Raw genomic sequence first — 13,781 nt, 5'->3', positions numbered from 1 at the left:
TATTTGGCATTGAACATAGTGCACGCTGTTGAGTTCTCAAGAATCGGACACACCCCGCCTCCACGCACAAAGCGCTTCACAACGAGAGTGATCGAAGATGTTGCAGATATTGGTTGTCAGTGACAAGCAACTCGGCTAGGCTGGAGAAGTTATTCTCTCGGCCGCCGTGGCAACTTGTATAACTTAGCACACCCGCAGGCCGTGTCAAATCCGGCTTCTTCACCCTGTCGAGGCACCCGAAGGCACTCCGACGTCGTCCTGTGAAGGACTGCCCGGTTCAGAACCGAAGTCCTGCGCCGAGCGGCGAAGAGGCTGGATCCGAGGGATCCTGCGAAGGCTTGACATCCGTCGCGACGACGAACTCCGAGGAGCCGTCTTCGGTGGGATGGTCCCGATTGAGGCCGGGACGTAGGAACTGCACTCCCGGAGGAGGCCTGTTCTTTCCGTTTCCCTGCGGCCTTTGTGGCGACTCGGAGTAATTTACGCAGGGCCCGGCGCCCTGTCAAACGACGGGCCTTTTTCGTGCATCTCGGGCGTGTCGTCGATCCCGCCTCCCTCCCCAGGGCCGGTCTCCCCGTCTCTCCACCGTTCACCTCGGTCGGGCCGTCGCCCCCGAACCCCCTCGGGAGAATGGGCGCATGACCCCGGACTCCTCCGCTCCCGGCACTGCCCGCCCCGTCCTCCACTCAGTGGCTGCGGCGATCGACCTCGTCGTGCGGGCGTCTGCCGGGCATCCCCTCCTGCTCGTCGGGATCACGGGTTCACCCGGGGCCGGCAAGTCGACGCTCGCCGAGGAGCTGCAGCGGGGCGTGCCGGGGGCCGTCGTGCTGGGGCTCGATGGGTACCACATGCCGCAGTCCCGTCTGCGCGAGCTCGGCCGACGGGAGCGGATGGGGGCACCCGACACGTTCGACACCGCCGGCTTCGTCGAAGCTCTGCGCCGCCTCCGCCGCGCCCGGCCCGGCGACATGCTGAGCTTCGCGTCGTTCGACCGCTCGATCGAGGAGCCGGTTCCCGGGGGCATCGTCCTGGCGATCGGTGATCCGAGCGTCGTCCTGATCGAGGGCAACTACCTGCTGCTCGAGCAGGAGGGGTGGGACGAGGTCGCGCCACTGCTCGACCTGACCCTCCACCTGCGCATCGATCCCGCCGTGCGGCGCCGCCGCCTGGTGGCCCGGCACCTCCGCTTCGGCAAGCCGCTCGACGAGGCGCTCGCGTGGAGCGCCGGGCCCGATGAGCGCAACGCCGAGCTGATCGAGGCCGCCGCCGCGCGGGCCGACGCGATCCTCGGTCCGGCACCCGAGCGGCCGCTGCGACTGCTGCACCTCTCGGACACCCACCTCCTCGGCCGACCCGACGCCCGCTACAACCGCGTGATCGACACCCGCGCCAGCCTGGCGGCGGTGCTCGACTCCCATGCGGCGATCGAGGACATCGACGCCGTGATCGTCTCGGGAGATCTGAGCGGCGACGGTTCCGCCGCCTCCTACGCGGCACTCCGCGAGATGCTGACCGCCTGGTGCACGGAGCGGGGCGCCGCCCTCGTCCTCGCACTCGGCAACCACGACGAGCGCGAGAGCTTCGGATCCCCTGCGCCGTGGAACACCGAGACCCTGGTCCGCGGCGTCCGGATCCTCACGCTCGACTCGTCCGTTCCCGGTGGCGCGTCCTGGGGGCTCCTGACGGAGCCGACCCTCTCCTGGCTGCGCGAGCACCTCCGCCGGGAGCCGCTCGCACCGACCGTGCTGGTGCTGCACCACCCGCCGATCGAGGCCGTCACTCCCCTCCACCGCACGATGGGTCTCGCCAATCCGCACGACCTGTGGGAGGCGGTCGCCGGCGCATCCGTCCGCGCGGTCCTCTCGGGGCACTGGCATCACGCGTTCGTCGACACGACGACTCCCGCGCCGGTGGTCGTCGCTCCCGGAGCCGCGAACCGGACCGACGTCCTCGCGGGGCCGGCGCACGAGCGGTCGGTGGCCGCCTCCGGAGCCTCGATCGTGGAGGTGCTGCCGGGGGGAGTCCGCGTGACGAGCACCGAGATCGACGCGCCGCACCGCGGAACCGAGCTGTTCGACGTCAGCGGGGACGTGCTGGCCGACTGGCAGCGCCGGCTCGGCTTCCCCGGAGGGCGATGACGCGGCATCATTAGTCAGTAGGCTGACTAATTCCGTCGCCCCGCCCGGAGGAGAACCATGTCCCCCCTCGCACTGCTCGTCCGCACTCGGCGAGGCGCCTGGATCACCGTCCTCGCCGCCGTCCTCTCGGTCGGGGCGCTCTTCGCGCTCCTGCCCTCGGGCTCGGAAGCAGGCTTCCCCCGATCGGGGCTGCCCGAGTCGGCTCCGTCGGCGGAGGTCGCCGCACTGCTCGAGGAGTTCCCCTCGGCCGACGCGACAGCGGGAGTCGTCCTGTGGAACCGCGACAGCGGCCTGACCGCGGCGGACACCGCGGCGATCGACGAGCGGGCGCGCGAACTGGCCGCGCTGTCGACGACTCCCGACGCCGTGCGCCCGCAGTTCAGCGACGACGGACGAGCCGCGCTCGTCGCCGTCCCCCTCTCGGCCTCCGACGTCGAGGCCGACGTCGAGTCGATCGCGGACGAGCTGCGCGCGACGGGCTCCGCCGACCTGCCGACCGGCCTCGACAGCTACCTCACCGGAGCGGTCGGCTTCCAGGCCGACGTCTCGAACGCGTTCGCGGGGGCCGACTTCCGCCTCCTGCTCGTCACCGTCATCGTGGTCGCGGTGCTGCTCATCGCCACCTACCGCAGCCCGATCCTCTGGATCGTCCCCCTCGCCGTGGTCGGCGTCGCCGACGGCCTCGCCCGGATCGTCGTGGGCGCACTGGCCGAGGCGGTCGGCCTGTCGATCGACGCGTCGGTGAGCGGGATCCTCTCGGTGCTCGTCTTCGGCGCCGGGACGAACTACGCGCTCCTGCTCGTCGCCCGCTACCGCGAGGAGCTCCTCCACGAGGAGGACCGGCACCGCGCCATGACGACCGCGGTGCGGAGCGCCGGGCCGGCGATCGCCGCGAGCGGCGGGACGGTCGCGCTGAGCCTTCTGACCCTGCTCCTCGCCGAGCTCGCCGGGAACCGCGCGCTCGGGTTCGCCTGCGCGGTCGGCGTCGTGATCGCGATCGTGTTCGCCCTGGTCGTGCTCCCCTCCGCCCTCGTGCTCTGCGGGCGCGGTCTCTTCTGGCCCTTCGTGCCGCGCCCGCGCGGGGCCGACGCCGTCCCTCGCAAGGACGGACTGTGGACGCGGCTCGGCCGAGGAGTCGCCCGCCGCCCCGGTCGCGTGGCGATCGTGGCGACCGTCGGCGTGGCCCTGCTCTCGCTCGGACTCGTCGGCGCGTCGGTGGGTCTGTCGCAGACCGAGCAGCTGCTCGGCGATCCGGAATCGGTGCGGGCCCAGGTCGTGATCGACGAGTCCTTCGGGGCGGGCCTCACCGCGCAGACCACGGTCCTCACTCCGGACGACGCCGTCGCCGACGCCGTCGTCCTGGCCGAGGGCACCAGCGGAGTCGAGACGGTGCGGCCCGGCGAGAGCGCGAACGGGCTGACCTCGCTGAGCCTCGTGCTCGCCTCCGAACCCGAGAGCGCCGAGAGCTTCGCGACGATCACGGCCCTGCGCGCGGCGTACGCGGAGGCGACCGGCCCGGTCGCGCAGAGCCTGGTCGGCGGCAGCGATGCGACGGCGCTCGACACCCGATCGGCGTCGGAACGCGACCAGGGACTGATCATCCCGATCATCCTGGCGATCGTCTTCGTGATCCTCGCGCTGCTCCTGCGCTCGCTCGTCGCGCCCGTCCTGCTCATCGCGAGCGTGCTGGCGACGTTCTTCGCGAGTCTCGGGGCGGCGAACCTGATCTTCCGCGGGCTGCTCGGGTTCCCCGCGTTCGACGCGAACGTGGTCCTGTTCGCGTTCCTGTTCCTCGTCGCGCTCGGGGTCGACTACAACATCTTCCTGGTCACCCGGGCGCGCGAGGAGCGGGCGCTGCACGGCACGCGCGAGGGCATGGTGCGGGCCCTCGCGTCGACCGGCGGAGTGATCACGAGCGCGGGCGTGCTTCTGGCGGCGGTCTTCGCCGTGCTCGGCGTGCTGCCGGTCGTCGCGCTCACCCAGATCGGCGTGATCGTGTGCATCGGCGTCCTGCTCGACACCCTGGTCGTGCGCACCGTGCTGGTGCCGGCGCTCGTGTTCCTCACCGGCGACGTGTTCTGGTGGCCGAGCTCACGGCGCACGGCTCGGCACACGGCGAGCGCCTGACGCACCCGGGCTCCAGGCACCCTGCGAAGGGGTAGCGGACGGTGCGGGGCCGCACGCGACAGCCCGCACCGTCCGCTGATCGTGGTCCGCGGACGCGGAGGTCAGGTCGAGGGCAGTGCGACCGCGCCGGTCGCCACCGCGTACTCGCGCTGCGCCCGCCGCGGGGCGGGGGCGACATCGGTGTAGCGGCCGACGCGGTTCGAGGTCACTGCCGTCGTCGTGACGTAGGAGCCCCACATCGGGGAGGGGACGTACTCTGAAGATCGTTCGATGGACATGTCTCTGCTCTCACGGGTAGGGGTTCGTCGGACTCGTGCGGTGCCGGGGTCCAGCCCGGCACCGCGCACTTCGCCGCTCGGGGTCAGGCCCCGATGCCGACTTCCTCGGGCGAGACGTCGGCGCCGGGGGCCGACGGCTCGAGCGCCTCGGCGACACGCTGCGACAGCGAGCTGTCGACGTTCGCCCAGTACTGGAGCACGCGCAGACGCAGCTCGGGACGGGTCACCTTCGAGACGTGCCCGGCGATGTTCGCGACCAGGCGGGCCTTCGCGTCGTCGTCGAGGACCTCGCGGTAGAGCGTGCCGGCCTGACCGAAGTCGTCGTCCTCGGGGTGGAGGGTCGCCGCGGCGCGCGTGAGCTCGCCGTCGCTCTCCCAGTCCGTCGACTCCGCCGCGCGCGCGGGATCGGCGTGCGCGCCTCCCGTCGTGTTCGGCGCGTAGACCGGGACCTCGGACTTCTGGAAGTCGAACCGCATCGGGCCGTCCTTCGAGTACGAGTGCACGGGCGACTTCGGCGCGTTGACCGGGAGCTGCGCGTGATTGGCGCCCACGCGGTAGCGGTGGGCGTCGGCGTAGCTGAAGATGCGGGCGAGCAGCATCTTGTCGGGGCTCGCCGCGATGCCCGGCACGAAGTTCGAGGGCGCGAAGGCCGCCTGCTCGATCTGCGCGAAGTAGTTCTCGGGGTTGCGGTCGAGGATCATCGTCCCGACCTCGATCAGCGGGTAGTCGGCGTGCGGCCAGACCTTCGTCAGGTCGAACGGGTTGAACCGGTAGCTCTTCGCGTCGTCGTAGGGCATCACCTGGACGGAGAGGGTCCACGAGGGGAAGTCGCCGCGGTCGATGGCGGAGGAGAGATCGCGGATGTGGAAGTCGGCGTCCTCTCCGGCGATCTGGTCGGCCTGCTCCTGGCTGAGGATCTCGATGCCCTGGTCGGTCTTGAAGTGGTACTTCACCCAGAACCGCTCGCCGGCGGCGTTGATCCACTGGTAGGTGTGCGAGCCGAAGCCGTCCATGTGGCGCCACGAGCTCGGAAGACCGCGGTCGCCCATGAGCCACGTGACCTGGTGGGCCGACTCGGGCGAGAGCGTCCAGAAGTCCCACTGCATGTCGTGGTCGCGCAGGTGCGAGCCGGGGAGGCGCTTCTGCGAGCGGATGAAGTCGGGGAACTTGATGCCGTCGCGGAGGAAGAAGACGGGCGTGTTGTTGCCGACGAGGTCGTAGTTGCCCTCGCTGGTGTAGAACTTCAGCGCGAAACCGCGCGGGTCGCGCCAGGTGTCGGGCGAGCCCTGCTCGCCGGCGACGGTCGAGAAGCGGGCGAGCATCTCGGTCTCGACTCCGGGCTGGAAGAGCGCGGCGCGGGTGTAGGCGCTGACGTCGGCGGTCGTGACGAAGCGGCCGAACGCTCCGCCGCCCTTCGCGTGGACGACCCGCTCCGGGATGCGCTCGCGGTTGAACTGCGCGAGCTTCTCGAGGAGGTAGTGGTCGTGGAGCGCGAGAGGGCCGTCGGCCCCGACGCTCAGCGAGTGCTCGTCGCTCGCGACCGGTGCTCCGGAGTTCGTCGTCGTGAATCGTTCCTCGGTCATGTTCCTCCTGTCGGCGGCGGGCCGGAGGGCCGTGCCGCTGCGGTGATGGTGGGCGTCGGTCAGCTCTGCGCTGCCGCGAGGCAGTCGGGGCACGTGCCCCAGAACGTGACGTCGGCCGTCTCGATGGCGAAGCCGCTCGAGGTGGACGGGTGCAGGCAGGGCGCCTGACCGACGACGCAGTCGACGTCGGCGACGGCGCCGCAGGTGCGGCAGACGACGTGGTGGTGGTTGTCGTCCACGCGCAGCTCGAACCGGCGGGGGTGTCCCTCCGGTTCGATGCGACGGGTGAGCCCGGCGTCGGTGAAGGCCGAGAGGACTCCGTAGACCGCCTGGGCGGAGGCGTCGGGCAGGTCGACGCGCACTCGCGCGAGGACCGCGTCGACGTCGGAGTGCGGATGGCCCTCGAGCGCCTGCAGGACGGCCCGCCGGGTGGCGGTGGCCTTGAGCCCGGAGGCTCGGAGGCGGTCGTCCAGTGTCGTCATACGGGCCACGCTAGCGGAGTTGTGTTGAGTGAGTCAAAACAACCCCCGGGTACGGTCGATCAGGCGACGGGGCCCTCGACCAGGGTCACCTGCGCCGAGTGGGAGGCGCCGGCGGTGTCGGTCCAGGTGAGGGTCACCGACTCGCCGGGCTCGCGCTGGGCGAGGTCGGTCGAGAGCTGGTCGGACGAGGCGACCGCCGTGCCGTTCACCGAGGTGATGACGTCACCGGCCGCGAGGCCGGCTTCGGCCGCGGGTCCGCCCTCGACCACTCCCGAGACGACAATGCCCTCGGTCGAGGAGACCGCCGAGCGGTAGGGCGACGTCGAGGTGCCGGACGAGAGCGCGACTCCGAGGAACGCCGGGTAGCCGATCTCGACGGTCGCGGTGTCGGCGCCCGCCTCGATCGTCGCGACGATGTCGAGGGCGGTCGAGATCGGGATGGCGAAGCCGGTGATGTCGGCCGTGCCGTTCGATGCCGCCGTGTCGATGCCGACGACCTCGCCCGAGGAGTCGAGCAGGGGTCCGCCCGAGTCGCCGGAGACGATGTCGGCGTCGACCTGGATCAGTCCGGAGAGGGTCTCGCCCGAGATCCCGGCCTCGGACTGGGTCGTGATGGTCTGCGCGAGCGCGGTCACGGTGCCGGACGCGGCGACCAGGTCGCCGGTCCCCTCCGCGTTGCCGACGGCGGTGACGGCATCGCCGACGGCGACTCCGTCGGTGTCGAGCGTCGCGGGAGTGAGACCGGAGGCGTTCTCGAGCTGCAGCACCGCGATGTCGTGGGTCTTGTCGGTCCCGACCACACGGGCGGTGTAGGTCTGGCCGGTGGACTCGACCGTGACCTGGATGCTCGTCGCACCCTCGACGACGTGGTTGTTGGTGAGGATCATGCCGTCGGAGGTGAGGATCATGCCGGTGCCCGCCGAGGTCGCGCTCTCGTAGGTGAGGTCGGAGGTGATCGTGACGACACCGATGGTCTGTGCGGCGCTCGCGGGGACCGCGTCGGTCGCGGTGCTCGTGGAGGTTCCGCTGCCGAGCGAGGAGCCGTAGCCCGAGCCGCCGGAGTACGGCGAGAAGGTGGTGCCGCCGCCGAACCCGCCACGCGAGCCGCCGGGGTAGACCGTGGTGCTCGTGCTCGAGCCGGAGGACGCGGCGACCTCGGTGCTCGCGGCGGAGGAGACGCCTCCTGCAGCGAGTCCGATCAGGACGGCGAGGCCGGCACCGCCGGCGAGGAGGGCGCGGCGACGCCGGCGGCGGTCGTCGGTGCGCAGGGCCAGGCGCTCATCGAGGGCGGTCTGCTCGGCGGTGGTGCGGTCGGCGGTGGTGGGCTCGTCGCCCTGGGGTCGGTGCTGCTCGTTCATGGTGTCGTCCTCGTGGCCGGGGCCGCCCCGTATCGGCGACCGGAGTCCATTCGACGACCGCGCGCCTCGCGGTGGCTGGATGAATCCTATGGACGGCGTATGAAGGGTGGGGGGCCCACCGCGTCGGCGCAGCAAGGCCTCGAGACGCCCCCGCAGGGCTGCTCGATCAGCGGGGAAGGGGGCAGGCAGAGCCCTCGATACCAGCAGAAGGAAATAGTTGTGGCTACAACCTTGTTGGGTCTAGCGTGAACGAGATGAACGCCACCGCCCCCGACCTGCTCGCGCCCGACACGACGATGGGCGCGGTCACCCTCCGCGTCGCTGACCTCGACGCGATGATCGCCTACTACCGCGACGCCGTCACCCTCGAGGTGCTCTCGCACGACGGCCCCGTCGCCGTCCTCGGTCGCGGAGGCGTCGCCGCCGTGATCCTCCAGCACGCGCCCGAGCTGCGGCACGCAGGGCCGGGCAGCGCAGGGCTCTTCCACACGGCGATCCTCTTCGAGTCGGAGGCAGCGCTCGCCGCTGCGGTCTACAGCGTCGCGACCCGGCACCCCGGGTCGTTCACCGGCAGCTCCGACCACCTCGTGAGCAAGGCCTTCTACTTCGACGACCCGGAGCACAACGGCGTCGAGCTCTACTGGGACCGCGACCGGACGCAGTGGTCGTGGACCCACGGGCGGATCGAGATGTCGACGCTCCACCTCGACCCCGACGCGTTCCTCCGGGAGCACCTGACGGACGAGTCCGTCGCGCAGCCGCGGCTGGGCGGTGCGACGGTCGGGCACGTGCATCTGAGCGTCGGCGACGTCGCGACGGCGAAGGAGTTCTACGTCGACCGGCTCGGCTTCGAGACGACGATCGCGTACGGCGGGCAGGCGCTCTTCGTGTCGGCCGGCGGCTACCACCACCACATGGCGATGAACACGTGGAACTCGCTCGGCGCCGGACGCCGGCAGCAGGCGCTCGGGCTGGGTCAGGTGCAGATCGTGGTGTCGGGAGCGGACGACGTCGGCGCGCTCGGGGAGCGCCTCCGGCACGCGCAGGTCGCGACGCAGGACGACGGGCGCGCGCTGGCGTTCGAGGACCCGTGGTCGAACGCGATCCGGGTCACGACCGCGGGGAGCTGAGGCGCCCGCTCCCGGGACACCCCGCCGGGTACGATGGGGGCGCGGAATTCGCACTCCCCCGAGACTCCGGAGTACACGGTGCCCACGATCGTCGTTGAAGTCATGCCCAAGGCCGAGCTGCTCGATCCGCAGGGGAAGGCCGTCGCCGGGGCGCTGGCACGTCTCGGCCACTCCGCCGTGAACGGCGTCCGCGTGGGCAAGCGCTTCGAGATCACCGTCGACGAGGTCACCGACGAGGTGCGCGCCTCGATCGAGCGCCTCGCCGACGAGATGCTCTCGAACGGGGTCATCGAGGACGTCGTCGGCATCCACTACCCGGAAGCGCTCTGATGCGCAGCGGCACGGCGCGCATCGGCGTCATTACATTCCCGGGCTCGCTCGACGACCGAGACGCGCAGCGGGCCGTGCGGTTCGCCGGCGCCGAGCCGGTCGCGCTCTGGCACGGCGACCACGACCTCGACGGCGTCGACGCGATCGTGCTGCCCGGCGGCTTCTCCTACGGCGACTACCTGCGCTGCGGCGCCATCGCCTCGCACGCGCCCATCATGCGCGAGGTGATCGCGGCGGCGGAGGCGGGCACCCCGGTCCTCGGCATCTGCAACGGCTTCCAGATGCTCACCGAGGCCCACCTGCTGCCCGGCGGCCTGATCCGCAACGACGTCGGCTCGTTCGTGTGCCGCGACCAGCGACTCCTCGTCACGAACGACTCCACCGTCTGGACCCGCGAGTTCGAGCCGGGCCAGGAGATCACGATCCCGCTCAAGAACGGCGAGGGCGGCTACATCGCCTCGGCCGAGACCCTCGCGGAGCTCGAGGGCGAGGGCCGCGTGGTCTTCCGCTACCTCGGCGAGAACCCGAACGGCTCGATGAACGACATCGCCGGGATCACGAACGCGCGCGGCAACGTCGTCGGACTGATGCCGCACCCCGAGCACGCGATCGAGCCGGGCTTCGGCCCCGACACCCCCGCCGCGATGCGCTCGGGCGTGGACGGCCTGGCGTTCTTCACGTCGGCTGTGAGCGCGCTGCTGCAGACCGCGTAGTCGTCGGCGGGAGGCGCCGTGCGCCTCCGCTGCTGGAGGGGGCGGGTCTCGAGACGCCCGCCGCGCGGGCTCTCGAGACCCGCCCGCCTACGGCCCCGTCAGCACCTCGGGCTCGGGGGTCATCGAGATCGTCGGGATCGACGCGGTGATCACCGTGCCGTCGGAGCGGCGGGTGCCCTCGATGTCGGACGTGGTCGGGGCGCCGCTGAGGCGAGGGCCCTGGTGGCCGAGCCCGACGCGGACGGGAGCGCCCGCCTCGACGTGGACGCGCTCGTCGCGGACCGTGATCGCCGCTGCGTCGCCGGACTCGACGGTCAGCAGCACCGCCTCCTGGGTCACCTCGACGCGCACCCGCGTGCCGTGCAGCGTGATGCGGAAGACCAGGCGGTCCCAGTCGTCGGGGAGCCGCGGGTCGAGCGCGATGCGACCCCCGTGGTCGCGCATGCCGCCGAAGCCGTAGACGAGGGCGCTCCACACTCCGCCGGTGGAGGCGACGTGGATGCCGTCGGCGGTGTTGCGGTGCAGATCGGCGAGGTCGACGAAGAGCGCCGACAGGAAGTAGTGCCGGGACAGCTCGCTGTAGCCCACCTCGGCCGCGATGATCGACTGGACGACCGCCGACAGGGTCGAGTCGCCCGTGGTCAGCGCGTCGTAGTACTCGAAGTCGGCGCGCTTCTGCTCGGCCGTGAACTCGTTGCCCTGCAGGAGCAGCGCGAGCACGACGTCGGCCTGCTTGAGCACCTGGAAGCGGTAGATCACCAGCGGGTGGAAGTGCAGCAGCAGCGGGCGCTTGCTCGCGGGGGTGTTCTCGAGGTCCCACAGCTCCTTCTCGAGGAACGCGGCGTCCTGCGGGTGGATGCCGGCGCGCTCGTCGAAGGGGATGTGCATCTTGTCGGCCGCGCGGGCCCACTCGATCACCTCGTCCTCGACGACGTGCAGGCGCGCGACCATCCGCTCGTACGCGGCCGGCTCGACGGCCTTCAGCAGCTCGACGGCGCGGGCGGCGGCGCGGAGGTTCGAGCGCGCCATGACGTTGGTGTAGAGGTTGTCGTTGACGACGGTCGTGTACTCGTCCGGCCCGGTCACGCCGTGGATGTGGAAGTGGTCGTCGCCGTTGCTGCGCCAGAAGCCGAGGTCGGCCCACATCCGCGCGGTCTCGACGAGGATGTCGATCGCGCCGCGGGCGAGGAAGTCGTCGTCGCCCGTCGCGCCGACGTACTGCATCAGCGCGTAGGAGATGTCGGCGTCGATGTGGTACTGCGCGGTTCCGGCGGCGTAGTAGGCCGACGACTCCTGCCCGTTGATCGTGCGCCACGGGAACAGGGCGCCGCGCTGGTTGAGCTCGGCCGCGCGCGCGCGGGCCGCCTCGAGCATGTTCTGCCTGAAGCGCAGGGCGTTCCGCGCGACGAGCGGGGCCGTGTAGCTGAGGAACGGGAGGACGTAGACCTCGGTGTCCCAGAAGTAGTGCCCGCCGTAGCCGGAACCCGAGACGCCCTTCGCCGCGACCCCGCCGCCGTCGGTGCGCGCGGTCGACTGCGCGAGCTGGAAGAGGTTCCAGCGGGTGGCCTGCTGGATCGCGGACTGCCCGTCGATCTGCACGTCGGAGCGCTGCCAGAAGTCGTCGAGCCACTCGCGCTGCTTGGTGAACTGCTCCTCGACCGGCGTCTCGCGGGCGCGGTCGAGCGTGCGGTCGCAGCGATCGGCGAGCTCGCGCACGGGCACCCCGCGGGAGGTGTGGTAGGTCAGCGTCTTGACCAGGCGGACGGGGACGCCCGCCTTCGCCTTCACGCGGTAGACGTGCTTGGCGAGGTCGTCGTCGATCTGGGAGGTCTGGTCCCACTCGTTCTCGGTCTCGAGCACGTGCTCGGCACCGCAGGCGATGGTCATCCCGGAGTTGGTCGTGCGGTAGCCGAGGAGGTAGCGGGTGCCGTTCACCCGCTTCAGGCGCGGCTGGAGCACCCGCTCCTCGAAGGACTCGGCCTTGCGCGGGTCGAACGCCGCGCCCTCGCTGCCGGACGGCGCGTGGTACTCGTCGATCCCGTCCTGGCGGTTGAGGATCTGGCTCGAGATGAGCACCGACGCGTCGTGGTCGATCATCTCGACCTCGTAGTCGAGGATCGCGAGGTGGCGGTCGGTGAACGACACGAGGCGTCGCGCGCGGATGAGCACGCGCTTGCCCGACGGGGTGCGCCACTCGATCTCGCGGGTGAGCACGCCGTTCGCGAAGTCGAGGCGGCGCGAGTAGCCGAGGACGTCGGCCTCGCTCAGCACGAAGGGCTCGTCGTCGACGTAGAGACGGATGATCTTGGCATCCGGGACGTTGACGATCGTCTGGCCGACGCGCGCGAACCCGAAGGCCTCCTCGGCGTGCCGGATCGGCCAGGTCTCGTGGAAGCCGTTGATGAAGGTGCCGTAGGCGTAGCCGTCGCGCCCCTCCTCGACGTTGCCGCGGAGGCCGAGGTAGCCGTTGCCGGTGGCGAAGAGCGTCTCCGTGCGGCCCTGCAGCTCGGTGGCGAACTCGGTCTCGACCAGGGCCCACTCGTCGACCGGGAAGCGGTTGCGGTCGAGCGGATCGGCGGTGATGGGGTTCATGCGGCGTCCTCGGGGCGTGCGGGAGCGGTGGGGAGGAAGGGGAGCAGCTCGGCGAGGTCGTCGACGACGATGTCGGCGCCGTGGTCGAGCAGGGTCTGCCTGCCGACTCCGCGGTCGACTCCGACGACCAGGCCGAACCGGCCCGCGCGGCCGGCGGCGACTCCGGAGTGGGCGTCCTCGACGACGACGCACTCGGCGGCGGTCAGACCGAGCAGCTCGGCGGCGTAGAGGTAGGTGTCGGGGGCCGGCTTGCCGGCGATGCCGCGGTCGGCGGCGAGGAGGCCGTCGACGACGACCTCGAAGCGGTCGCGGAGGCCGGCGGCCTCGAGCACGGGGACGCCGTTGCGGGAGGAGGTGACGACGGCCACCTCGACGCCCGCGGCGATCGCTGCGTCGAGGAAGGCGAGCGAGCCGGGGTACGGGGCGACGCCCTCCTCGTCGAGGGTGGCGTTGAAGGCCGCGTTCTTGCGGTTGCCGAGCCCGCACACCGTCTCGAGGGCGGGGTCGTCGGTCGGGGAGCCCTCGGGCAGCGTGATCCCGCGGGAGGCGAGCAGCGCCCTGACTCCGTCGTAGCGCGGCCGGCCGTCGATGTACTGGAAGTAGTCGGCGTCGCTGTAGCCGCCCTCGACGCCCTTCGACTCGAGGTAGGGCGTGAACAGCCGCGCCCAGGCGTGCATGTGCACGTCGGCGGTGGGGGTGAGCACCCCGTCGAGATCGAACAGGAGCGCGCGGAGCCCGCGGAGGGCGGAGGCGTCGGGGCGCGTCGGGGAAGCAGTCACGGGGGGAGGACCTCGGGGTCGGGGGCACGGATGCGGCGGGCACCGCCGGCGAGGGCGGTCCGCCGCGGACTGGACGTATCGTATCGGCCGCGCGACCGCCTCCTGGAACCGTTTACACGTCGGACATCTGCGCGCCGCCGGCCGGGCTGTTCTGCGCCGAGGGCCGGCACCGCCGAGGGCCAGAGGTCGTCTGCCGAGCCGCGATCGACCCCTGCCGGGCCGCGGCCGTCGGCCGGACGCCTCGTGACGACGAGCCGATGCGGGCGGCCAC

The 13,781-nt window shown here is 71.4% G+C and carries 11 protein-coding genes; 5 read left to right on the top strand and 6 right to left on the bottom strand.

What is annotated here, in order from left to right; all coding sequences use genetic code 11:
* Window positions 1-638: 638 nt before the first annotated feature.
* Together B9Y99_RS17210 and B9Y99_RS17205 are read left to right on the top strand one after the other, a co-directional pair.
* Entirely contained in the window at window positions 639-2,138 is a 1,500-nt protein-coding gene (locus tag B9Y99_RS17210) for a metallophosphoesterase (RefSeq protein WP_085477842.1), read from the top strand.
* A gap of 57 nt (window positions 2,139-2,195) precedes the next feature.
* On the top strand, window positions 2,196-4,265 hold the full coding sequence (locus B9Y99_RS17205) for an MMPL family transporter (protein WP_085477841.1): 2,070 nt from the start codon (window positions 2,196-2,198) through the stop codon (window positions 4,263-4,265).
* A 101-nt stretch (window positions 4,266-4,366) separates the two neighbouring features.
* Here the strand turns inward: B9Y99_RS17205 and B9Y99_RS18920 are convergent, their stop codons facing one another.
* The 4 genes from B9Y99_RS18920 to B9Y99_RS17190 all read right to left on the bottom strand — a co-directional run bounded on the left by B9Y99_RS18920 (window position 4,367) and on the right by B9Y99_RS17190 (window position 7,966).
* Window positions 4,367-4,543: a hypothetical protein gene (locus tag B9Y99_RS18920; protein WP_165759665.1), complete on the bottom strand. Its 177-nt coding sequence runs from the start codon at window positions 4,541-4,543 to the stop codon at window positions 4,367-4,369.
* An 83-nt stretch (window positions 4,544-4,626) separates the two neighbouring features.
* Window positions 4,627-6,126, bottom strand: a complete 1,500-nt coding sequence (locus tag B9Y99_RS17200) for a catalase (RefSeq protein WP_085477840.1) — start codon at window positions 6,124-6,126, stop codon at window positions 4,627-4,629.
* 59 nt (window positions 6,127-6,185) lie between these two features.
* A complete protein-coding gene (locus B9Y99_RS17195; protein ID WP_085477839.1) occupies window positions 6,186-6,608 on the bottom strand; it encodes a Fur family transcriptional regulator in 423 nt (140 codons plus the stop codon).
* 59 nt (window positions 6,609-6,667) lie between these two features.
* Entirely contained in the window at window positions 6,668-7,966 is a 1,299-nt protein-coding gene (locus B9Y99_RS17190; protein ID WP_085477838.1) for a S1C family serine protease, read from the bottom strand.
* A 254-nt stretch (window positions 7,967-8,220) separates the two neighbouring features.
* Between B9Y99_RS17190 and B9Y99_RS17185 the strand changes: the two genes are divergently transcribed.
* From B9Y99_RS17185 to purQ, 3 genes are all read left to right on the top strand, one after another.
* Window positions 8,221-9,096, top strand: a complete 876-nt coding sequence (locus B9Y99_RS17185; protein ID WP_085477887.1) for a VOC family protein — start codon at window positions 8,221-8,223, stop codon at window positions 9,094-9,096.
* Between the two features lie 78 nt (window positions 9,097-9,174).
* Window positions 9,175-9,426, top strand: a complete 252-nt coding sequence (gene purS / locus B9Y99_RS17180) for a phosphoribosylformylglycinamidine synthase subunit PurS (protein WP_085477837.1) — start codon at window positions 9,175-9,177, stop codon at window positions 9,424-9,426.
* Complete coding sequence (gene purQ, locus B9Y99_RS17175; protein WP_085477836.1) at window positions 9,426-10,139, top strand: phosphoribosylformylglycinamidine synthase subunit PurQ; 714 nt, start codon at window positions 9,426-9,428, stop codon at window positions 10,137-10,139. Before purS ends, purQ begins: the two co-directional genes overlap by 1 nt.
* Before the next feature lie 87 nt (window positions 10,140-10,226).
* Here purQ and B9Y99_RS17170 read toward each other — a convergent pair whose 3' ends face one another.
* Entirely contained in the window at window positions 10,227-12,731 is a 2,505-nt protein-coding gene (locus B9Y99_RS17170) for a glycoside hydrolase family 65 protein (protein ID WP_085477835.1), read from the bottom strand.
* Window positions 12,728-13,510: an HAD family hydrolase gene (locus tag B9Y99_RS17165; protein WP_085477834.1), complete on the bottom strand. Its 783-nt coding sequence runs from the start codon at window positions 13,508-13,510 to the stop codon at window positions 12,728-12,730. The genes B9Y99_RS17170 and B9Y99_RS17165 overlap by 4 nt, the downstream gene beginning before the upstream one ends.
* Window positions 13,511-13,781 lie beyond the last annotated feature (271 nt).

Origin of the sequence: Rathayibacter oskolensis (assembly GCF_900177245.1) — a bacterium.
GTDB lineage: Bacteria > Actinomycetota > Actinomycetes > Actinomycetales > Microbacteriaceae > Rathayibacter > Rathayibacter oskolensis.
Note: the sequence above shows the minus strand (reverse complement) of the source record. Positions and strands in the feature narration are given on the sequence as shown.